This is a genomic window from Streptosporangium sp. H13245 (assembly GCF_055690525.1).
In genome coordinates this window covers 171692-191326 of sequence record NZ_JBSZKT010000003.1, presented here as the reverse complement: position 1 = coordinate 191326, position 19635 = coordinate 171692, and the positions used below count along the sequence as shown (strand labels likewise).

Genomic DNA, 19635 nt, shown 5'->3' with positions numbered 1-19635 from the left:
CACCGGGCGCGCGGCGATCATGAGGGCCTTCCCGCCCGTGCTCACCGGGGATGTCCGTGCTCGATTCGACGGGGGGATCCCGGCGTGAGGCTTGAAGATCTGCCGATCCGTGACGACCTCCGGGGGCGCACGCCGTACGGTGCTCCCCAGATCGACGTCCCGGTCAGGCTCAACACCAACGAGAACCCCTACGGGCCCTCCGCGTCGCTCGTCGCCGACCTGGCCGAGGCCGTACGCGCCCACGCGGCCGAGCTGAACCGCTACCCCGACCGCGACGCGCTCGCCCTGCGCGGGGAGCTGGCCGCGTACCTGGGGCACGGCCTGGCCGTGGAGCAGGTCTGGGCGGCCAACGGCTCCAACGAGGTGCTCCAGCAGATCCTGCAGGCCTTCGGCGGGCACGGCCGGGTCGCGATGGGCTTCGAGCCCTCGTACTCGATGCATCCGATCATCACCACCGGCGTCTCGACCGAGTGGATCTCCGGGGCGCGTGAGGACGACTTCGGGATCGACCCGGGCAAGGCCGTCGCCGCGATCGAGGAGCACCGGCCCGACGTCGTCTTCCTGACGTCGCCCAACAACCCGACCGGCACCGCCCTGGCCCCGGAGGTGATCGCCGCGATCGTCGAGGCGGCGCCGGGCATGGTGGTGGTGGACGAGGCCTACTTCGAGTTCGCCCGCACCGGCACCCCGTCGGCGCTGACCCTGCTGCCGGACAATCCCCGGCTGATCGTCACGCGGACGATGTCCAAGGCGTTCGCCATGGCCGGGACCCGGCTCGGTTACCTCGCCGCGCACCCGGCGGTGGTCGAGGCGTTGCTGCTGGTCCGGCTGCCGTACCACCTGTCCACGCTCACCCAGACGGCGGCGCGGGTCGCGCTCGCCCACGGCGCCGAGCTGCTCGGTGCCGTCGACGCGCTGCGGGCCGAGCGGGACGCCACGGTGGGGTGGCTGCGCGGCCGGGGGCTGACGGTCGCCGACTCGGACGCCAACTTCGTGCTGTTCGGGCTCTTCGAGGACAGGCACGCGGTGTGGCGGGGCCTGCTGGATCGCGGGGTGCTGATCCGCGAGGTGGGCCCGCCCGGGTGGCTGAGAGTTTCGATTGGTACGTCCGAGGAGATGGCGGCGTTCCGCGCCGCCCTGGAGGAGATCCTGTGAGCAGCATCACTGGCGGCACCGGCATCGCGGACGTGCCGCGTCGCGGTCGCGTCGAGCGCGTCACCAAGGAGACCTCGGTGCTGGTCGAGGTCGACCTCGACGGCACCGGGAACGTCGAGGTGGCCACCGGTGTCGGGTTCTTCGACCACATGCTGAACCAGCTCGGCAAGCACGGGCTGTTCGACCTGACCGTGAAGACCGAGGGTGACCTGCACATCGACGCCCACCACACGATCGAGGACACCTCGCTCGCGCTGGGCGCGGCGTTCCGCGAGGCTTTGGGCGACAAGTCGGGCCTGCGGAGGTTCGGTAACGCGTCCTGCCCGCTGGACGAGTCGCTCGCGGAGGTCACGGTCGACCTGTCGGGCCGCCCCTACCTGGTGCACAGCGAGCCCGAGGGCATGGCCCCCATGATCGGGCCCGACTACGACACGACGATGACCAGGCACATCCTGGAGTCGTTCGTCGCCCAGGCCGCGATCTGCCTGCACGTGCGCGTCCCGTACGGCCGCAACGCCCACCACATCGTGGAGGCGCAGTTCAAGGCCCTGGCCAGGGCGCTGCGGGCGGCCTCCGAGCGTGACCCGCGCGCCACCGGGGTGCCCAGCACGAAGGGCGTGCTGTGACCGTCTCCCGCGCGGGGAGGGCGTCCGGTGAGTGACAACTGGTCGGCCGTCGCGATGGCCTTCGTGGCCCTCTTCCTCGTCGGCGGGATCGTCTCGTTCCTCAAACAGGGTCTGAAGATGGGTGCGGTGCTGCTCGCCGCCCTCGCTGCCCTGGCGACCACGGTGGCGGTGATCTGGTGGTGAAGAAGGTGGCCGTTCTCGACTACGGCTCGGGCAACCTGCGTTCCGCGGAGCGCGCGCTGGCCAGGGTCGGCGCGGACGTCACGGTGACGGCCGACTACGAGACGGCGATGGAGGCCGACGGCCTCGTCGTGCCGGGGGTGGGGGCGTTCGCCGCGTGCATGGCGGGGCTGCGCGCCGTGCGCGGTGAGCGGATCATCGGGCGGCGCCTGTCGGCGGGGCGGCCGGTCCTCGGCATCTGCGTCGGCATGCAGATCCTCTTCGAGACGGGCGTCGAGCACGGCGTCACGACCGAGGGCTGCGGGGAGTGGCCGGGCACGGTGGAGCGCCTGGAGGCCCCGGTCCTGCCCCACATGGGCTGGAACACGGTCAAGGCGCCCGCGGAGACCGCGCTGTTCGCCGGGCTCGACGCCGCCACGCGCTTCTACTTCGTGCACTCGTACGGTGTGCGCTCCTGGGAGCTCCAGGCGGGGCCGGGGTTCGCCGATCCGCTGGTGACCTGGGCCGAGCACGGTGTGCCGTTCGTCGCGGCGGTGGAGAACGGCCCGCTGGCGGCCACCCAGTTCCACCCGGAGAAGTCGGGCGACGCCGGTGCGCAGCTGCTCACGAACTGGCTCGGGACCGTCACGTGATCTCGCGACCTTCGGCATTCGCGGGGAGTGCCCGGTGAGTCCTCGATGAGCAAGGAGCGGGCCAGGCGCAGGGCCGAGCGGGAGGCCGAGCAGGCCCGCCAGGCGGCGCTGCGCGCCGAGCGGGAGGCGCGGCTGGCGCGGCGGCGCGAGCGGGTCGGCAGGATGGTCGCGCTGCTGCCCGGCAGGCCCGTGCGCATCGTGTCCCAGGGCGGCATCATGGCCCGCCGCCGCCGGGCGCAGAACGGTGTCGCGGTGGTGCTGTTCCTGATCGTCCAGGTGATCGTCTGGCTGCTGTGGTCCTCGTGGGCGGCGCGGTTCGGGGCGCTTGTCATCTCTCTGCTGTTCGTACCGCTTTTCATCACGCTTGTCTTCGACCGGAGGTCCTGAACAGATGTCGCTTGAGCTGCTCCCCGCCGTGGACGTCGCCGACGGTCAGGCGGTCCGCCTGGTCCAGGGCGCGGCCGGCACCGAGACGTCGTACGGCGATCCCCTGTCCGCGGCGCTCGCCTGGCAGGAGGCCGGTGCCGAGTGGATCCATCTGGTCGACCTCGACGCGGCCTTCGGCCGGGGCAGCAACCGCGAGCTGCTCGCCACCGTGGTCGGCGCGCTCGACGTCAAGGTGGAGATGTCCGGCGGCATCCGCGACGACGCCTCCCTGGAGATCGCGCTGGCCACCGGCTGCCGCCGGGTGAACATCGGCACCGCGGCGCTGGAGAACCCCGCCTGGTGCTCCAAGATCATCGCTGAGTACGGTGACCGGATCGCGATCGGGCTGGACGTGCGGGGGACGACCCTGGCCGCCCGTGGCTGGACCCAGGAGGGCGGCGACCTGTGGGAGGTGCTCGCCCGGCTGGAGGGCGACGGCTGTCCCCGCTACGTCGTCACCGACGTCACCAAGGACGGCACGCTGCGCGGCCCCAACCTCGACCTGCTCCGTGAGGTCTGCTCCCGTACCGACAAGCCGGTGGTCGCCAGCGGCGGCGTGTCGTCCCTGGACGACCTGCGCGCCCTGGCCTCGCTGGTCCCGATCGGCGTCGAGGGGGCCATCGTGGGCAAGGCGCTGTACGCGCAGGCCTTCACCCTCGAAGACGCCCTCGCCGCCGTGAGCTCGTGAGGGGGCCGCAGATGACCGTCGCGGTACGAGTGATTCCCTGCCTGGACGTGGACGCCGGGCGGGTGGTCAAGGGCGTCAACTTCGAGAACCTCCGTGACGCGGGCGACCCGGTCGAGCTGGCCCGCCGCTACGACGCGGAGGGGGCCGACGAGCTGACGTTCCTGGACATCACGGCCTCCAGCTCCGACCGGTCGACGATGTACGACGTGGTCAGCCGGACGGCCGAGCAGGTGTTCATCCCGCTGACCGTGGGCGGGGGAGTGCGCTCGGTCGAGGACGTCGACAGGCTGCTGCGGGCCGGTGCCGACAAGGTGGGCCTGAACACGGCGGCGATCGCCCGGCCCGAGCTGCTGACCGAGGCGTCCCGGCGCTACGGGGCGCAGTGCATCGTGCTGTCGGTGGACGCCCGCCGGGTCGTCGACGGCCCGCCGACGCCGTCCGGTTTCGAGGTGACCACGCACGGCGGTCGCCGGGGTACCGGCATCGACGCGGTGGAGTGGGCCCGGCGGGGCGAGGAGCTCGGGGTCGGTGAGATCCTGCTCAACTCCATGGACGGTGACGGCACCCGCGACGGCTACGACCTGGAGATGATCCGGGCCGTACGGGCCGCGGTGTCGGTTCCGGTCATCGCCAGCGGCGGGGCCGGTTCCGTCGAGGACTTCCCTCCCGCGGTCGAGGCGGGGGCGGACGCGGTGCTGGCGGCGTCGGTGTTCCACTTCGGGCAGCTCAAGATCGGTGATGTCAAGGAGGCGCTGCGGGGGGCGGGGCATCCGGTTCGCTGACCTCGTACGGGCGCGGATGCGGGAGAAAGGCTTGGACGGCTCTCGTATCTGCCACAGTTGTGTTGCCTGAACCTCGCATATGCGTGTGATCGAGACATGGGACGGGAATGCTGCGGTAAAGATCCATGCCCATGACCTGATCACGGGTGCCTGATCGCGGGTGAGGGAGGGCTGATGCGGCCCACGTCGATCGACGTCCCCGATCGTGTCTTCGCCGGTGGGTGGCTGCGACTGTCGGGCGACCTGTCCGTTCCGGGGCTGCTGAGCATGGCCGACCTGCGGGCCCTGCCGCAGCGGACGGTGGAGGTGGGCTTCGCCTGCCGCACGTCGGGGACGCGGCACCACCGGTTCACCGGCCCCCTGCTCCTGGACGTGGCCCGCGCGGCCGGACCGGTCTTCGACGCCTCCGAGCGCAAGGACCGGCTGCGGTTCCTGGTGTCGGTGCTGGGGCGCGACGGCCACCACGCGGTGCTGTCGTGGGGGGAGATCGACCCGGAGTTCGGGGATGTCCCGGTGCTGGTGGGCGTCCGGATGGACGACGACGACCTCGACGCGCGCGGGCCGCACCTGGTGGTGCCCGGGGACCGGTGCGGGGGGCGGCACATCAGCGAGGTCGTCGAGATCCGGATCTGCGCGGACGCGCGCCTGTGGGGTCCCGCGCTCCGGTGAGCCTAGCGGGAGCATCCGCACGGGCAGGGCGGGCCGGGCGGCTCGGCGGGGTCGGCCCAGTGCAGGGCGATGAACGGCTCGGCGCGGCAGGGGTGGTGCACCCGTTCGCGGGTGATGCGGTAGCGGGCGACGGTCTCGGGCTCTTCCGGCGAGCGGCGCGGGACGGGCACGGTGAGGGTGCCGATGTCCTGGTCGATGTGGGTGAGCATGCCGTGGCAGGGACCGCCCAGGCAGATGGCGTTGCGCGGCGGACTCGCGGTCATGGCGGGCCGCCCGTCGCACCGCCGACCGAGCCGCCGACCGTACGGTCGCTCACACCGCCGGTCGCACGGCTGACCACGTCGCCGGTCGCACCGCTGGCCACCCGGCTGACCGTACGGCCAACCACGCTGCCGGTCGCACGACTGACCGTACGGCCGACCACGCCGCCGGTCGGGCAGCGGGACGGGCCCGGGGGGCGCTGTGCGCCTCCCGGGCCCGTCGGCACGACGGATGTCATCGCCGTCTCAGGGGGCCTGGAAGCCGGCCTTGGTCAGCACGTCCTTGCCCTGCTGTGACAGCACGAGGTCGACGAACTGCTTGGCCGCCTCGGGGGCGGGGGCGCCGGACAGGACCGCGATGGGGTAGTCGTTGATGGCCTTCTCCGCCTCGGGGAAGTCGATGCCCTGGACCTTGCCCGCGGAGGCGATGACGTCGGTCTTGTAGACGAGGGCGGCGTCGACCTCGCCGAGTTCGACCTTGGTCAGCGTGGCCTTGACGTCCTGCTCCAGGGTGACGGGGGTGACCTTGAGCCCGGCGGCGTCCAGTGCCTTGACCGCGGCGGCGCCGCAGGGCACCTGCTCGGCGCACAGGGCGACCTTGACCTTCGGGTCGGTCAGATCCTTGAGGTCGTCGACCTTGGCGGGGTTGTCGGCAGGGACGGCGATCTGCAGGGTGTTGCGCACGAACGTGGTCGGGGCCGTGGCCAGGGAGGCGTCGGTGACGGTCTTCATGGTGGCGGGGCTGGCGGCGGCGAAGACGTCGGCCGGGGCGCCCTGGACGATCTGCTGGGCCAGGGTGGCGCTGGAGCCGAAGCTGAACCGTACCGTCGTGCCCGGGTGCGCGGCCTCGAAGGTCTTGCCCAGCTCGGTGAACGTGCCGGTCAGCGACGCGGCGGCGAGCACCGTCAGCGTCGTGGCGGCGTCCGAGGCCGCCGGTGAGGCCGGGGGCGCGGAGGCCGCCGGGGTGGCCGGGGTGCTGGAGCCGCAGCCTGACAGGCCGGCCAGGGTGAGGGCGAGGGGGAGCGCGACGGCCCACCGGGAAATACGCCTGAACAACACGGGGCTCCTTACTGGCTCGCTGCGCGAGCGGGATCGGCGATCTCCACGACGACGCTGGTGGACTTGATCACGGCGATCGCCACCACCCCCACCTCCAGGCCCAGCTCATCGGTTGCCTGGCGGCTCATCAGCGACACCACCCGGTACGGCCCCGCGGCGATCTCCACCTGGGCCATCACCGCGTCCTTGATCACCGCGGTCACGATCCCGCGGAAGCGGTTGCGCGCCGAGGAGTATCCGAAGCCGTGCTCGGCCGCGACCTGGGTGCGCGCGAACGCCGCCAGGTCCGCTCCGGCCACCGTCCGGTGACCGTGCTCGTCGCGCCGGGCCGGGAGCCGTCCGGCGTCCACCCATCGGCGGGCGGTGTCGGGGCTCACCCCCAGCAGCGCGGCGGCCTCGCTGATCCGAAACGTCGTCACGAACCATCACGATACCGTCGCATATTCCGGCATCAAGAGCCGGGTTCCCTGGCAATCACGGCATGATCTACTCGTTACGCATCGCACCTGAGAGACGGGAGAGCGTTCATGTCCACGCGTACGCACCGGCACCGGAGTCTCGTCGCCGCCCTGCTGCTGGCCACGACGGTGCCGCTCACCGCCGGTGCGACCGGCACCGCGGCCGCCGACACCCACACCGGCGCCGCCACGGCACACCGGTCCCCGAGCGCCGCCCCCGCGGTGAAGGTCCGCGGGGACGTCGCCCACCCGCGCTCGTTCACCCCGGCACGGCTGCGCTCCCTGCCCCAGCACACGGTACGGGTGCGCTACCAGAGCTCGCGCGGCACCGAGAGGCACACCTTCACCGGGCCCCTGCTGGGTGACGTGCTCGCCCTGACCGGGCCCCGCCTTGACGCCGGGACCAAGAACGACCAGTTGCGCTTCTTCGTCGCCGCCACCGGATCCGACGGCTACCGCGCGATCGTCTCCTTCGCGGAGCTCGACCCGGCCTTCTCCGGTGAGAAGGTGCTGCTTGCCGTGAGCCAGGACGGCGCCGCCCTGGACTCCCAGGGGCCCCGGCTGGTCGTCCCCGGAGACGTCAAGGGCGGCCGGTACGTCAGCGGCGTCGTCCACCTGCACGTCGGCGACGTCGACGCCCTCGTCGACCGCAGCTGAACACCGGGCCGGACGGCCTTCCAGTCCCCGGGTTTTTCAGTCCGGTACCGCCAGGATCAGGTCGGAGGCCTTGATCACCGCGATCACCTCACTGCCCGGCGACAGGTCCAGCTCCCGCGCGGCCTCGGTGGTGATCGAGGCCACCAGCCGTACCCCACCGGCGTCCAGTTCCACGTTCGCCGTCGCCTCACCGTGGGTCACGGAGGTGACCCTCGCCGGAATCTTGTTACGCGCGCTCAACCGCATGACAACCACTCTCCCGATCGACATCATGTGTCACCTGCCCCCTACCCCGGCACGCCACCCCCTGGAGAACGATTGAGCACCGACCGGCATCTGGTGCCGCGCTGGCACAGCTCGGCGCTGGTCACCATCGACGTGCAGCGCGACTTCCTGTCGGAGAGCCCGCACGGCGTGGCCGGAACCACGGAGATCCTTCCCGCGCTGCGGCGCCTGACCGGGGCCTTCCGCGCCGCCCGGCTGCCGATCGTGCACGTCGTGCGCCTGTACGAGCCGGGCGGCGCCGACGCCGACCTGGTCCGGCGCACCCTGCTCGCCGACGGGGCGCGCATCGTGGCCCCCGGCTCGCCCGGCAGCCTGCTGGCCCCCGGGCTGGCGCCCGAGCAGGCACCGGAGCTGGACAGCGCGCTGTTGCTGGCGGGGAAACCGCAGGAGCTCGGTTCGCTGGAGTACGCCGTCTTCAAGCCGCGCTGGGGAGCGTTCTACCGCACCCCGCTCAAGGAACTGCTCGACCGGCTCGGCGTCGACACGATCGTCTTCGCCGGTTGCAACTTCCCCAACTGCCCGCGAGCCAGCGTCGTCGAGGCCAGCGAACGCGACTACCGGATCGCGCTGGCCACCGACGCCCTGTCACAGGGCAGCGAGCAGGGGCTGCGGGAGGTCTCCCGCATCGGCGTACAGCTGCTGACCACCCAGGAGATCATCGCCGCCACCCACTGACGTCGTCTCCGCGTCTCGCCGGACGCTCCCGTGTCGCCGGGCGGAAGCGGCCCGGGACTGAGCTTTTTGGTGTACAAGATGCCGGTGTGCGGGGGTTTGACGGCATAGGGTGACTCCGGTGAACATGATCGGCGGCTACGCGCTCAGACGTGAGCTGGGCCGGGGTGGCATGGGCGTGGTGCACCTCGCCGCGACCCCGACGGGGGGCCTGGCCGCGGTGAAGGTGATCCATCCGCAGCTGGCCCGCGACCCGGCCTTCCGGCGGCGCTTCGACCGCGAGGTGGCCGCGGCGCGCAGGGTGGCCAGGTTCTGCACCGCCCCCGTCCTGGACGCCGGGGTCGAGAACGGCGTCGCCTACCTCGTCACCGAGTACGTCAGGGGACCCGACCTGGCGCAGGCCGTCCGCGAGCAGGGGCCGCTGACCGGCGCCAACCTGGAGGCGCTCGCGGTCGGGATCGCCACCGCGCTCCACGCGATCCACGGGGCGGGGGTGATCCACCGCGACCTGAAACCGTCGAACGTGCTGCTGTCGCCCCTCGGCCCACGCGTGATCGACTTCGGCATCGCGCAGCTCGTCGACACCCAGAGCCTGGCCAGCCAGGCGATCCTGGGCACGCCCGCGTTCATGGCCCCCGAGCAGGTGCGCGGCGAGCCGCTGACGCCCGCGGCCGACGTCTACGCGTGGGGCGGGGTGATCGCGTTCGCGGGCACGGGGCGGTTGCCGTTCGGCGGCGGCTCGCCGTCCGAGGTTCTCTACCGGATCGTCAACGACGGGCCGAACCTGGAGGGCCTCGACGAGAGCGTGCGCGCCGTCGTCGAGGGCGCCATGGCCAAGGATCCCGCGCGGCGGCCGAGCGCCCAGCGGTTGCTGGACGAGCTGGTCGGCGGCCGTCCGACCCCGGCGACGGCCAGTCAGGTCGTCGAGCGCGCCTGGGCGGGCGGTGACGGAGGGCCGGGAACGTCCGGGGAACGGGGTGCGCCCGGGGAACGGGTCGCGTTCGAAGGACCCGCCGAGGCCGGGAGGCCCGTCGCGGTCGGTGGACCGGTCCCGCTCGGCGGAGCGGCCGTGTCCGGGGAGTCCACGGTGCCCGGGGGAGCGGCCGGGGAACGGGCCGTGTTCGAAGGATCGGCCATGCCCGGGAAACCGGTCGTGTCCGACGGCCCCGCTGCGACCTGGGGGCCCGCCGCGTCCGGTGGAGCGGCCATGTCCGGCGGACCGGCTGTGCCCGGTGGACGGGCCATGTCCGGTGGAGCGGCCATGTCCGGTGGACGGGCTGTGCCCGGTGGACCGGTCATGTCCGGCGGGCCCGCTCTGCTCGGTGGACCGGTCGTGTCCGGGGGACCCGTCGCGTCCGTGGATCCCGCCGTGCTCGGTGGACCGGTCGTGTCCGGGAAGCCCGTCGTGCCCGCGTCCGGTGGGGTGGTCGCGAACAAACGGCGGAGGCCGTGGATCGCGGGCGCCGTCGTGCTCGTCGTGCTCGCGGCGGTCCTGGGGGGCGGGTGGGTCCTCTACAGCGGTCTCGGCGCGCCCGCGTCGTCCTACCGAGCGGGCTTCGCCGAGTCCTGGGCCGTCGGCGCGTCCAACGGCGGCAGGACCGAGCTGGACGGTGAGACCTACCTGCTGACCGCCAATCCCGGATGGCGGCTGTGGAAGTCGGCGCCCTTCTCCGAGGGGTCGGCCGGAGGTGTCGTGGTCAGCGCCAGGATGCGGCTGGAGAAGGGGTCAGGGGAGTTCGGCGTGTGGTGCCGTGGCGACGCGGGCACCGGCGACCGCTACGAGTTCACGGTCACCGCCTCGGGCGAGGCCTCGATCACCAAGCGGCGCGACGGGCGGGGCGTCCTCCTGCGAGAGCCCGTACGGATGATGAAGTCGGCCGACAACCGCGTCGTCGCCCGGTGCGCGCAGCGGGGCGAGCGGGTCGTCCTCGGCATGTGGCTCAACGAGGAACCGGTGGGGGAGGTCACCGACGCCGACAACCCCTACGGCCCGGGGGCCGTCGGCGTCCACGCGGCGCCGGACGCGGCCACGCCCGTCCGGGTCGGGTTCCGCTCGTTCGAGGCCCATCCGGCGGAGGGATGACCGTGCGGTTCGGTGTGCTGGGGACGCTGCGGGTCGTCGACGGCGAGCGTGACCTGACGCCAGGCCCCGCCAAGCATCGCGCGCTCCTGACCGCCCTGCTGCTGAGGCCGGGACGGACGCTGACCGTCGACCGGCTGATCGCCGAGGTGTGGGGCGACGAGCCGCCCGCCTCGGCGGAACCGGTGCTGCGGGTGTACGTGAGCGCGCTGCGCAAGGTGGTCGACGGGATCCGTACCGTGCCCGGCGGCTACCTTCTCGACGTCGATCCCGACCGGGTGGACGCGCACCGGTTCGAGCGCCTGGTGACCGCGGGCCGCCGGGCCAGGGACGCGGGCAGGACCGCAGAGGCGGCCGACGAGCTGCGCGCCGCCCTGGCGCTGTGGCGGGGACCCGCGCTGGACGGTGTCGACTCGGCCGAACTGCGGCGGGCGTACGCCGTGCCGCTGGAGGAGCTGCGGCTGACCGCGCTTGAGGAGCGCGTCGAGCTGGACGTGGCGCTCGGCCGTGGCGCGGAGGTGACGGGGGAGCTGCGCGCGCTCGTGGCCTCGCACCCCCTGCGGGAGCGGGCGTGGGCGCAGCTCGTACTGGCGCTCGGCCAGGCGGGGCGCAGGTCGGAGGCGCTGGACGCCTACCGGGAGGCGCGGCGGCTGCTCGTCGGCGAGCTCGGCCTTGAGCCCGGCCCCGAGCTGCGGGAGGCGCACGAGCGGGTGCTGGCGGGGGGCGCCCCCGCGCGGGCCGTCGGGCCGGACGAGACGGCTCCCGCGCGGGCCGTGCCGAACGAGACGCCGCCCGACGTCGCCGACTTCACCGGGCGCGAGGGCGTACTGGACTGGATCCGCGGCTCCGTGCCCGCCGCCGGGGCCGCGCCCGTCCACCTGGTGCTGCACGGTCCGGCGGGGACGGGCAAGTCCGCGGTGGCGGTCCACGCGGCGGGCGGGCTCGACCTCCCCGGCGGGCGGCTGCACGCCTCGCTCGGTACCAGGACGCCGGGCGCGGTGCTGGAGGACCTGCTGCGCTCGCTCGGCTGCCCGGAGGGGGCGGTGCCCGCCGACCTGGCCGAGCGGACGCGTCTCTACCGCAGCATGGTGAGCGGGCGCCGGCTGCTGGTGGTGCTGGACGACGCGGCCGACGAGGCCCAGGTACGCCCGCTGCTGCCCGCGGGGCCCGGCTGCCTGACGCTGGTGACCAGCCGCTCGCCGCTGTCGGGCCTGGAGGCGGCACGCGCCTTCGAGCTGGGCGTGTTCGACACGGACGAGTCCGTGGAGATGCTGGCGCGGGTGGCGGGGGAGTCGCGGGTGCGGGCCGAGCCGAGGGCCGCCGCGCGGATCGCGGTGCTGTGCGGCGGGCTGCCGCTCGCGCTCAGGATCGCCGGGTCCAGGCTCGCGCGGCGGCCGAGCTGGACGCTGGAGCACCTGGCGGGACGCCTTGAGGACGAGCGCGGCCGCCTCGACGAGCTCAGCGCGGGAGACCTGGCCGTACGCGGCAGCCTGGCGCTCGGCTACCGCGCGCTCTCGGATCGCGAACGCCTGCTGCTGCGCCGTCTCGGCGCGCTGTCCGCGCCCCACGTCGCCCCGTGGGCGGCCACCGCCGTTCTCGGCGAGCCCGCCGACCGGCTGCTGGAGGCGCTGGCCGAGGCGGGCCTGCTGCGGGCGCGCGGGCTCGACGCGAGCGGCCAGGAGAGGTACGACTGGCACGACCTGACCAGGCTCTACGCCGCCGAGCGCCTGGCCGCCGAGGAGGGGCCGCCCGCCCGGGTCCTCGCCGCGGCCACCGGGGAGATCCTCGACCGCGCCCGGCGGGCCAGGGCGCTGCTCCTGCCCGCCGAGCCGGGTTCCGGCCAGACCCTGGCCCGTACGGCGGAGCAGGTCGCGGACCTGGACACCGCGCGGCTCAGGAACTCGGCCCGCTGGCTGGCCGCCGAGCGGGGGTTCCTGGTCGCGACCGTCGCCGACCTCCGGCGGGCCGGTCTGGACGAGGCGACCTGGCTGCTGGCCTTCTACCTGACCCCCTTCTTCGAGCTGGGCGCGCACCGCGAGGACTGGCGCGCGGTCGTGGAGTCCGGCCTGCGGGCCGCGCGGCGCGCGGGCCACCGCCACGGTGAGGCGCTGCTGCTGCGCTCCCTGGCCGACCTGTGCCGTACGGAAGGCCGCCTGGAGGAGGCCGCCGACGCCCTCGGGCGGGCGCTTCCGCTCACCGAGGCGCACGAGGTGGCCCGTACCCGGCACCGGCTCGGGCTGGTGCGCCTCGCCCAGGGACGGCGGCCGGAGGCGGAGGCCTGCTTCGTGGCCTGCCTGGCCGCGTTCTCGGCGGCGGGGGACCGGCGCGGCAGGGCCGACGCGCTGCGTGCCCTCGGCGGGTCGCGGCAGGCCGAGGACCTGCTGCACGGGAGCCTCGCGGCCTACCGCGAGCTGGGCGATCCGCGCGGCGAGGCGGCCGTCTCGCTCGACCTCGCCGGGCTCTACCTGGAACTGCGGCGCCCCTCCGAGGCGCGTGAGCGGGCCGAACGCGGTCTCGGCCTGGTCAGGCGCCTGGGGGACCGGCTCCCCGAGGCCGCGGGACTGGTGCTGCTGGCCAGGGTGGCCCTGGCGGAGGGCCGTCCGGACACCGCCCGCGGGGCCGTCGAGGAGGCGCTGGGGACGTTCCGCGAGTACGCGGACCGCCGGGGTGCCGGGCGGGCGCTGCTGACCCTGGCGGCAGCCCTTTTAGATCTTGATGAGGTGGATGGGGCTGTTGATGCTCTATCGGATGCTGTGGGAGAGTTTGACGTTCTCGGCGACCGGCACGGTCTCGCCGAGGCCGAGGAACTCGCCCATGAGGCGTCGCGGCGCCGTGGCCTGCGCGTATAGCGCGCTATGCGGGTTCTGAAGGTGGCCCGCCTACGGTCGGGCCCAACGCGGTCCACGACGGGCGAAGGATCCACGACGGGTGAAGGATCCATAACGGGTGAAGGGGGAAGCGATGCGAAGAGGGATCACGCCGGGGGCGGTCGCGCTGGTGCTGGCGGCCACGCTGAGCGGCTGCGGGATGCTTCCCGGGCAGCAGGGCGGCGGCGGGGAGGAGCGGGTGACGCTGGAGGCCGCGGATTCCGCGAAGCCCGAGGCCGCCGCGAAGGAGACCGACCCCGTGTCCACCGTGAGGGCGACGGAGGCCGCGGACCCCACGGAGTCCACGGAGAACGTGCCCGCCGAGCGGGAGCGGGTGATCGCCCGCAGGGAGGTCAAGGCGAGTGGCGCCGACCTGACCGTGGAGATCAACGGCCTCAGACGCCAGGACCGGCTGGCCACGCTGACCTGGACGATCACCAACAACAGTGACGAGAATTGGCAGATGAGCAGCGACATGGGCGACACTCCGGGCGGTCTCGGCCTGACCGTGGCCGGGGTCAGCCTGATCGACCCGGTCAACGGCAAGCGGTACGTCGTCGCGCGCACCGGGAAGCATCCCGACGCCGAGTGCCTGTGTTCCAAGTACGACGTGTTCACCAAGCCCGGTGAGGTGCTGTCCCTGCACGCCACGTTCGCCGCCCCGCCGCCGGACGTCACGAAGATCAACGTGGATCTCAGGGTGCTGGGTGTGTTCAGCGATGTCCCGGTCTCCTGAGCGCCTCGCGATCCTGACACTCGGGCTCGCGCTGGTCGCGGGCCCCGCGACGGCCGCGTGGGCCGATCCGGGCGGCGACGTCACGGCCCGGGTGGAGGACGTCATCGCTCCCGTCGAGGACATCGTCGCCGAGGTGGAGTCGCTCGACGGTGCCGAGAGCGAGTCGCGGCAGGGCGAGCAGGTCACCGTGGCGCTCACCAGCGACGTGCTGTTCGCGCTCGACAAGGCCGTGCTGACGCCACGGGCGCGGCAGCGGCTGGCAGGGGTCGCCGCGAAGGTCCGGGCGGACTCCGCGGGCGGGACGGTCAGGATCGAAGGGCACACCGACGACCAGGGCGCCGACGCCTACAACGCCGCGCTGTCGCTCAGACGGGCGCAGGCCGTACGGCAGGCCCTCCAGGGGGCGCTGGCGGGCGTGACCTTCCAGGTCGAGGGCTTCGGCGAGAGGCGGCCCCGGGTGCCCAACGTCGTCGAGGGGCGTCCACTGGAGGAGAACCGGGCGAAGAACCGGCGAGTGGAGATCGTCTTCACCGCCAGGGAGTGACCTCCGGGGCTCGCCTTCACCACCAGGAGTGACCTCCGAGGCCATGCCGGGAGTCGTTTCCACGACCAGGAGGTGGTCCCCGGGGCCATACCGGGACTCATCCTCACTGCCGGAGGATGATCTCCGAGGCCATGCCGGGCTCCACCCGTCCACCCGTCTCCCGCCCGGTCGGCGCGCGTTCGTTGTCGCCGATCTTCCGGGTGGTGGTGTCCCGTCGCGTGGGCAGCCTGCCTCGAAATCACGAAATATCCGATTTATGACTATATGAGTGCTATGCGTAGTAGCGGGGAAGGGAGAGGGGAAGGCTGAATCCAGGGTTCGGGGGACGTCGTGGCGCAGGTCTGGGCGAGGCGGGAGGACGCGCGGCTGCTCACCGGGCACGGCCGGTACGTCGCCGACATCGTGGTACCGGGCTGCCTGGACGCCGCGTTCGTCCGGAGCCCCGTCGCGCACGGCCGCCTGCGCGAGGTGGACTGCGCTCCCGCCCGCCGGGTTCCCGGGGTACGGGGCGCCTGGTCGGCCGCCGACCTGCCGGGCCTGCCGCCGGTTCCCTTCACGGTGCTGGCGGGGCTGTCGGCGCGGGACGCGGTGGCCGGGCACGAGTGGCCGTCCCTGGTCGCCGACCGGGTCCGCTACGCCGGTGAGGCGGTCGCCGTCGTCGTCGGGGACGACCGCTACCGCGCCGAGGACGGTGCCGCCGAGGTCGTCGCCCGGATAGACCCGCTCCCGCCGATGGTGTCGGCCGCCGAGGCGCTGGACGGCCCGGTCTCCCTGTTCGACGGGCTGCGGAACGTGGCGCTGGAGGAGTCGGCGGGGACCCCGATCGACGAGGCCGTCTGGCGCGACGCGACGGTGGTCGTCGAGGCGCGCTACCGCCAGCAACTGCTGCTGCCCTCGCCCATGGAGTGCCGGGCGTTCCTCGCCGTCCCCGAGGGGGACCGGCTGACCGTGTGGTGCTCCCACCAGGCGCCGCACCGGCTTCGCCGCGAACTGGCCGAGGCGCTGGACCGGCCGGTGAGAGCGATCCGGGTGGTGACCCCCGACAGCGGCGGCGCGTTCGGGTCGAAGAGCGCGACCTTCCCGGAGTACGTCACCGTCGCCTTCCTCGCCCTGACGACGGGCCTGCCGATCCGGTGGATCGAGGACCGCGCCGAGTCGCTGCTGGCCGCGACCCGGGGCCGGGGACAGGACCAGCGGGTCCGGCTCGCCGCCGACGCCGAGGGACACCTGCTCGCGTACGAGCTGAGGATCGACGCCGACGTGGGGGCCTACCCGCACATCGGGGCGGGGCTGCCGATGCAGACCGTCCGGATGGCCACCGGCGTCTACACCACGCCCCTGGTGCACGCCACCCTCCGCTCGGTGCTGACCACCACGATGCCGACCTACCCCTACCGTGGCGCCGGGCGGCCGGAGGCGACGTTCGCGCTGGAGAGGTCGATGGACGTGCTGGCCGGGCGGCTGGGCATGGACCCGGCGGAGCTGCGCCGCCGCAACCTCATCCCGCCGGAACGCTTCCCGTACGAGACCCCCACCGGGCGGCGCTACGACAGCGGGAACTACGCGGCGGCGCTCGACCTGGCGCTGAAGACCCTGGAGTACGACGGGTGGCGAGCCGAGCGGGCCCGGCGCCGGGCGGATCCGGCCGCCGCGCCCCTCGGCATCGGGCTGTCCTGCTACGTGGAACGCTCCGGGGGCGAGAAGGGCTCCCTCCACGAGTTCGGCAGCGTCGAGGTGTGCCCGGACGGCACGGTGACCGCCCGCTGCGGCACCGCCTCCACCGGGCAGAGCCACGAGACGACCTTCGCCTCGCTGGTGGCCACCACCCTCGGCCTGGACGAGTCGCGGGTCCGGTTCGCGGAGGGGGACACCGACGAGCTGGCCGACGGCGTGGGCTCGTATGCCAGCCGCTCGGCGCAGGTGGGCGGTCCGGTCCTGCGGCGCGCGGCCGTCACGCTGATCGACCGGGCCAGGGAACGCGCCGCGCGGCTGTGGCGGCTGCCGGTCGGCGAGGTCGTCTGGTCGAAAGGCGTGCTGAGCCTCCGCCGGGACGGGTCCCGCACCCTGGACCTCGGCGGGCTGGTCGCGGCCACCGGGCCGCTCCGCGTGGACGACCGGTTCGAGACGGACATGGCGTTCCCGTTCGGCACCCACGCCGCCGTCGTCGAGGTCGACCCGGACCTGGGCACCGTACGGATACTGCGGCTGGTCGCGGTGGACGACTGCGGGGTGATGCTCAATCCCGCGGTGGTCGCCGGGCAGGCCAGGGGGTCGATCGCGCAGGGGATCGGCCAGGCGCTGTACGAGGGGGTGCCCTACGACGAGGCCGGGGTGCCGGTGCTGCCGTACGGGCTGCTGGACTACCTGCTGCCGACGTTCACGGAGATGCCACCGGTGGAGGTGAGGGAGACCACCACGCCGACGCCGTGGACGGCGCTGGGCGCCAAGGGCGCCGGGGAGTCGGGGTGCATCGGCACCCCTCCGGCCATTGTGAACGCGGTGGCCGACGCGCTGGGGGTCACCGACCCGGACCTGCTGCGGATGCCGCTCACCCCGGACGTGGTGTGGCGGGCCGCCCGCGCCTCGGGCCCGACCTCGGGGGACGTTCCGGAGACGGGGACTTCGGACTCTGGTCCGGGGGGTGTCTCGGAGGCGGGAACCTTGGGCTTTGGTTCGGGGGGTGTCTCGGAGGCGGGGACTTCGGACTCTGGTTCGGGGGGTGCCTTGGAGGCGGGGACTTCGGGCTCTGGTCCGGGGGCCGGTTCGGCGGCGGCGGAGGATCGGTGAAGCCCGCCGCGTTCGACTACCTCGCGCCGGGCACCGTGGACGAGGCGGTGGCCGCCCTCGCCGGTGCCGGGGAGCGGGCGGCGATACTCGCCGGAGGCCAGAGCCTGATCCTGGAGATGCACTATCGGCGCGCCCGCCCCGACCTGGTGGTGGACATCAACGGCGTCCGCGGCCTCGACCGGCTGTGGGTGGACGGCGGCGCCCTGCGAGCCGGGGCGCTGGTCAGGCACGACGCCTTCGAGTCGCCCCGGGCCGCGCCGGGACCGCTCGGCAGGTTGCTCCCGCTCGTCGCCGTCAACATCGCGCACCCGCCGATCCGCGCCCTCGGCACCGTGGCGGGCAGCCTGGCCTGGGCGCACCCCGCCGCCGAGTGGGGCGCCGTCGCCGTCGCCCTGGACGCGGGCATCGAGCTGCGGGGACCCGGCGGTACGCGTGTGGTCGGGGCCGGGGACTACTTCCTCGGTCCCCACCGGACCGCGCGCCTGCCACAGGAGATGATCACCGCCGTACGGTTCCCCCTGCTCGGGGACGGCACCGGGGTCGCCTTCGCCGAGCACCGCCGTACGCACGCCAGCTTCGCGCAGGTCGCGGTGGTAGCGGCCCTGACCGTGCTCGACGGGGTGATCACCGAGGCCCGCGTCGGGCTCGCCAACGCCGCCGACCGGCCGGTGCGGGCCCACGCGGCCGAGCGGTCGCTGACCGGGGCGTCGCCGCTCGACGGCGACCCGTTCGGCCGTGCCGGGCGGCTCGCCGCCGAGGACGACGCCGACCCCGTCGCCCAGCCGTACGCCGACGTCGAGTACCGGCGGCACGTCGTCGCCGTCCTCGTCGGCCGGGCGCTGCGCCGGGCGTACGCCGACCACGAGGAGGCCCGCCGATGAACATCACGCTCACCGTGAACGGCCAGGCGTACAGCCTGGACGTGGAACCCCGGCGCGTCCTCGGCGACGTGCTGCGCGAGGACTGCGGCCTGACCGGTACGCACCTGGGCTGCGAGCAGGGCGTGTGCGGCGCGTGCACGGTCGTGGTGGACGGCAGGGCGGTGCGGTCGTGCCTCATGCTGGCCGTGCAGTGCGACGGTCGCCCGATACGTACGGTGGAGGGACTCACCGGCCCCGGCGGCGAGCCGCATCCGCTCCAGACGGCCTTCTCCGCCGAGCACGCGCTGCAGTGCGGCTTCTGCACCCCGGGCTTCCTCATGCTCGCCGCCGCCGCGCTGGAGTCCGACCCCGCGATCGCCAACGACCCGGAACGGCTGCGGGAGCTGCTCACCTCCAACCTGTGCCGCTGCACCGGCTACGAACCGATCCGCCGCGCGATCACGCGCGCCGCGGCGAGGTGAGAACCGGTCGCGTCGTCCTCTGTCTCGTCTGCTGCCACAAACGACCTTACGATCACGCACCAAGACAGTCGTGATCACCACGACCTGGAGAAGATCCGTTCGATGCGGCGCCGTGTCTCGTTCGCTGGCATTATTGGAGGCGGGCGAAGCGAGGGGGTTTCGAGATGTCAGATGATTCGAGGACGTTCAGTGAGCTCCTCGCGCTGGCGGCGGAGCGTGACGGGTACAAGGTCGAGTGGTACGCCGGGAAGATCGTGATGCAGGCGTCCGCGTCCGCCTTTCACAATCTGATCGTCAGCGAGACGATCCGTCAGATTCCCTCCGACGCCTGGTGGGCCCTGCCGGACATGGGGGTCGGGACCCCGGGTGACCATCGGGGACCGCAGCCTGACATCGTGATCATCCCTGCCGGAAGCCTCAGCGACGACGAGAACCCCGTCCGCAAGGAGATCGTGGCGGCGGTCATCGAGGTCGTGTCGAAGAACACCCGCTCCGAGGACTACGGCGACAAGCCGGAGGCGTACGCCTCGATGGGGATCCCCGTTTACGTGATAGTCGATCGTGAGTGCGGGACCATCAGGGTGTTCAGCGAGCCCGATGTCAACCGCTATACCTGCGAGAACGTGAGCCCCTTCGGCAAGCCGTTCACGCTGCCGGAGCCGGTGCTGCTGACGATCGATACGGAGAGCTACCCGGCCGCCCTGTAGCGGCGATGGTTTCGCCGGGCCCG

23 protein-coding genes are annotated in these 19635 nt (G+C 73.3%); 18 read left to right on the top strand and 5 right to left on the bottom strand.

What is annotated here, in order from left to right:
• The first annotated feature begins 84 nt into the window (after positions 1–84).
• The 8 genes from ACW9TB_RS07755 to ACW9TB_RS07720 all read left to right on the top strand — a co-directional run bounded on the left by ACW9TB_RS07755 (position 85) and on the right by ACW9TB_RS07720 (position 5158).
• A complete protein-coding gene (locus ACW9TB_RS07755) occupies positions 85–1155 on the top strand; it encodes a histidinol-phosphate transaminase (protein WP_472747246.1) in 1071 nt (356 codons plus the stop codon).
• 32 nt (positions 1156–1187) lie between these two features.
• Positions 1188–1781: an imidazoleglycerol-phosphate dehydratase HisB gene (gene hisB, locus ACW9TB_RS07750; RefSeq protein WP_472747580.1), complete on the top strand. Its 594-nt coding sequence runs from the start codon at positions 1188–1190 to the stop codon at positions 1779–1781.
• A gap of 27 nt (positions 1782–1808) precedes the next feature.
• Entirely contained in the window at positions 1809–1964 is a 156-nt protein-coding gene (locus ACW9TB_RS07745; RefSeq protein ID WP_472747245.1) for a hypothetical protein, read from the top strand.
• The gene (gene hisH, locus ACW9TB_RS07740; RefSeq protein ID WP_472747244.1) at positions 1958–2593 is read left to right on the top strand and encodes an imidazole glycerol phosphate synthase subunit HisH; all 636 of its coding nucleotides are present in this window, start codon (positions 1958–1960) and stop codon (positions 2591–2593) included. The genes ACW9TB_RS07745 and hisH overlap by 7 nt, the downstream gene beginning before the upstream one ends.
• A 45-nt stretch (positions 2594–2638) precedes the next feature.
• Positions 2639–2980 (top strand): hypothetical protein, encoded by a 342-nt coding sequence (locus ACW9TB_RS07735; protein ID WP_472747243.1) that lies wholly within the window; start codon positions 2639–2641, stop codon positions 2978–2980.
• Positions 2981–2984: 4 nt separating this feature from the next.
• On the top strand, positions 2985–3707 hold the full coding sequence (gene priA / locus ACW9TB_RS07730; RefSeq protein ID WP_472747242.1) for a bifunctional 1-(5-phosphoribosyl)-5-((5-phosphoribosylamino)methylideneamino)imidazole-4-carboxamide isomerase/phosphoribosylanthranilate isomerase PriA: 723 nt from the start codon (positions 2985–2987) through the stop codon (positions 3705–3707).
• 11 nt (positions 3708–3718) lie between these two features.
• A complete protein-coding gene (hisF, locus tag ACW9TB_RS07725; RefSeq protein WP_472747241.1) occupies positions 3719–4489 on the top strand; it encodes an imidazole glycerol phosphate synthase subunit HisF in 771 nt (256 codons plus the stop codon).
• 174 nt (positions 4490–4663) lie between these two features.
• The gene (locus tag ACW9TB_RS07720) at positions 4664–5158 is read left to right on the top strand and encodes a molybdopterin-binding protein (protein ID WP_472747240.1); all 495 of its coding nucleotides are present in this window, start codon (positions 4664–4666) and stop codon (positions 5156–5158) included.
• 2 nt (positions 5159–5160) lie between these two features.
• Here ACW9TB_RS07720 and ACW9TB_RS07715 read toward each other — a convergent pair whose 3' ends face one another.
• The 4 genes from ACW9TB_RS07715 to ACW9TB_RS07700 are packed head-to-tail and all read right to left on the bottom strand — an operon-like array spanning position 5161 to position 6896.
• Positions 5161–5421: a hypothetical protein gene (locus ACW9TB_RS07715; protein ID WP_472747239.1), complete on the bottom strand. Its 261-nt coding sequence runs from the start codon at positions 5419–5421 to the stop codon at positions 5161–5163.
• Positions 5418–5657: a hypothetical protein gene (locus tag ACW9TB_RS07710; protein ID WP_472747238.1), complete on the bottom strand. Its 240-nt coding sequence runs from the start codon at positions 5655–5657 to the stop codon at positions 5418–5420. The genes ACW9TB_RS07715 and ACW9TB_RS07710 overlap by 4 nt, the downstream gene beginning before the upstream one ends.
• Positions 5658–5664: 7 nt before the next feature.
• The gene (gene modA, locus ACW9TB_RS07705) at positions 5665–6474 is read right to left on the bottom strand and encodes a molybdate ABC transporter substrate-binding protein (RefSeq protein ID WP_472747237.1); all 810 of its coding nucleotides are present in this window, start codon (positions 6472–6474) and stop codon (positions 5665–5667) included.
• 11 nt (positions 6475–6485) lie between these two features.
• Positions 6486–6896 carry a TOBE domain-containing protein gene (locus tag ACW9TB_RS07700; RefSeq protein WP_472747236.1) on the bottom strand — a complete coding sequence of 137 codons (411 nt, stop codon included), beginning with the start codon at positions 6894–6896 and terminating at the stop codon, positions 6486–6488.
• 108 nt (positions 6897–7004) lie between these two features.
• On the opposite strand from ACW9TB_RS07700, the gene ACW9TB_RS07695 reads away from it, so the two are divergent.
• Positions 7005–7592 carry a molybdopterin-dependent oxidoreductase gene (locus ACW9TB_RS07695; RefSeq protein ID WP_472747235.1) on the top strand — a complete coding sequence of 196 codons (588 nt, stop codon included), beginning with the start codon at positions 7005–7007 and terminating at the stop codon, positions 7590–7592.
• 36 nt (positions 7593–7628) lie between these two features.
• Here ACW9TB_RS07695 and ACW9TB_RS07690 read toward each other — a convergent pair whose 3' ends face one another.
• Positions 7629–7838, bottom strand: a complete 210-nt coding sequence (locus ACW9TB_RS07690; RefSeq protein ID WP_472747234.1) for a TOBE domain-containing protein — start codon at positions 7836–7838, stop codon at positions 7629–7631.
• A gap of 72 nt (positions 7839–7910) precedes the next feature.
• Between ACW9TB_RS07690 and ACW9TB_RS07685 the strand changes: the two genes are divergently transcribed.
• The 9 genes from ACW9TB_RS07685 to ACW9TB_RS07645 all read left to right on the top strand — a co-directional run bounded on the left by ACW9TB_RS07685 (position 7911) and on the right by ACW9TB_RS07645 (position 19612).
• A complete protein-coding gene (locus ACW9TB_RS07685; RefSeq protein WP_472747233.1) occupies positions 7911–8552 on the top strand; it encodes a cysteine hydrolase family protein in 642 nt (213 codons plus the stop codon).
• 124 nt (positions 8553–8676) lie between these two features.
• The gene (locus ACW9TB_RS07680) at positions 8677–10632 is read left to right on the top strand and encodes a serine/threonine-protein kinase (RefSeq protein ID WP_472747579.1); all 1956 of its coding nucleotides are present in this window, start codon (positions 8677–8679) and stop codon (positions 10630–10632) included.
• Positions 10629–13478 (top strand): AfsR/SARP family transcriptional regulator, encoded by a 2850-nt coding sequence (locus tag ACW9TB_RS07675; protein WP_472747232.1) that lies wholly within the window; start codon positions 10629–10631, stop codon positions 13476–13478. Before ACW9TB_RS07680 ends, ACW9TB_RS07675 begins: the two co-directional genes overlap by 4 nt.
• A 112-nt stretch (positions 13479–13590) precedes the next feature.
• Positions 13591–14232 carry a hypothetical protein gene (locus tag ACW9TB_RS07670; protein WP_472747231.1) on the top strand — a complete coding sequence of 214 codons (642 nt, stop codon included), beginning with the start codon at positions 13591–13593 and terminating at the stop codon, positions 14230–14232.
• Positions 14216–14776 (top strand): OmpA family protein, encoded by a 561-nt coding sequence (locus ACW9TB_RS07665; RefSeq protein WP_472747230.1) that lies wholly within the window; start codon positions 14216–14218, stop codon positions 14774–14776. Before ACW9TB_RS07670 ends, ACW9TB_RS07665 begins: the two co-directional genes overlap by 17 nt.
• Before the next feature lie 330 nt (positions 14777–15106).
• Positions 15107–17563 carry a xanthine dehydrogenase family protein molybdopterin-binding subunit gene (locus ACW9TB_RS07660; RefSeq protein ID WP_472747229.1) on the top strand — a complete coding sequence of 819 codons (2457 nt, stop codon included), beginning with the start codon at positions 15107–15109 and terminating at the stop codon, positions 17561–17563.
• Positions 17560–18444, top strand: coding sequence for an FAD binding domain-containing protein (locus tag ACW9TB_RS07655; RefSeq protein ID WP_472747228.1), 885 nt, complete (start codon positions 17560–17562; stop codon positions 18442–18444). The genes ACW9TB_RS07660 and ACW9TB_RS07655 overlap by 4 nt, the downstream gene beginning before the upstream one ends.
• The gene (locus ACW9TB_RS07650; protein WP_472747227.1) at positions 18441–18905 is read left to right on the top strand and encodes a (2Fe-2S)-binding protein; all 465 of its coding nucleotides are present in this window, start codon (positions 18441–18443) and stop codon (positions 18903–18905) included. Before ACW9TB_RS07655 ends, ACW9TB_RS07650 begins: the two co-directional genes overlap by 4 nt.
• Positions 18906–19069: 164 nt before the next feature.
• Positions 19070–19612 (top strand): Uma2 family endonuclease, encoded by a 543-nt coding sequence (locus tag ACW9TB_RS07645; protein ID WP_472747226.1) that lies wholly within the window; start codon positions 19070–19072, stop codon positions 19610–19612.
• The last annotated feature ends 23 nt before the right edge of the window (positions 19613–19635 follow it).

Coding starts and splice junctions, on each gene's coding strand:
- ACW9TB_RS07735 (WP_472747243.1), top strand. CDS start 2,639: ATGAGCAAGGAGCGGGCCAGGCGCAGGGCCGAGCGGGAGGCCGAGCAG.
- priA (WP_472747242.1), top strand. CDS start 2,985: ATGTCGCTTGAGCTGCTCCCCGCCGTGGACGTCGCCGACGGTCAGGCG.
- hisF (WP_472747241.1), top strand. CDS start 3,719: ATGACCGTCGCGGTACGAGTGATTCCCTGCCTGGACGTGGACGCCGGG.
- ACW9TB_RS07720 (WP_472747240.1), top strand. CDS start 4,664: ATGCGGCCCACGTCGATCGACGTCCCCGATCGTGTCTTCGCCGGTGGG.
- ACW9TB_RS07715 (WP_472747239.1), bottom strand. CDS start 5,421: ATGACCGCGAGTCCGCCGCGCAACGCCATCTGCCTGGGCGGTCCCTGC.
- ACW9TB_RS07710 (WP_472747238.1), bottom strand. CDS start 5,657: ATGACATCCGTCGTGCCGACGGGCCCGGGAGGCGCACAGCGCCCCCCG.
- ACW9TB_RS07695 (WP_472747235.1), top strand. CDS start 7,005: ATGTCCACGCGTACGCACCGGCACCGGAGTCTCGTCGCCGCCCTGCTG.
- ACW9TB_RS07690 (WP_472747234.1), bottom strand. CDS start 7,838: ATGCGGTTGAGCGCGCGTAACAAGATTCCGGCGAGGGTCACCTCCGTG.
- ACW9TB_RS07680 (WP_472747579.1), top strand. CDS start 8,677: ATGATCGGCGGCTACGCGCTCAGACGTGAGCTGGGCCGGGGTGGCATG.
- ACW9TB_RS07675 (WP_472747232.1), top strand. CDS start 10,629: ATGACCGTGCGGTTCGGTGTGCTGGGGACGCTGCGGGTCGTCGACGGC.
- ACW9TB_RS07670 (WP_472747231.1), top strand. CDS start 13,591: ATGCGAAGAGGGATCACGCCGGGGGCGGTCGCGCTGGTGCTGGCGGCC.
- ACW9TB_RS07665 (WP_472747230.1), top strand. CDS start 14,216: ATGTCCCGGTCTCCTGAGCGCCTCGCGATCCTGACACTCGGGCTCGCG.
- ACW9TB_RS07650 (WP_472747227.1), top strand. CDS start 18,441: ATGAACATCACGCTCACCGTGAACGGCCAGGCGTACAGCCTGGACGTG.
- ACW9TB_RS07645 (WP_472747226.1), top strand. CDS start 19,070: ATGTCAGATGATTCGAGGACGTTCAGTGAGCTCCTCGCGCTGGCGGCG.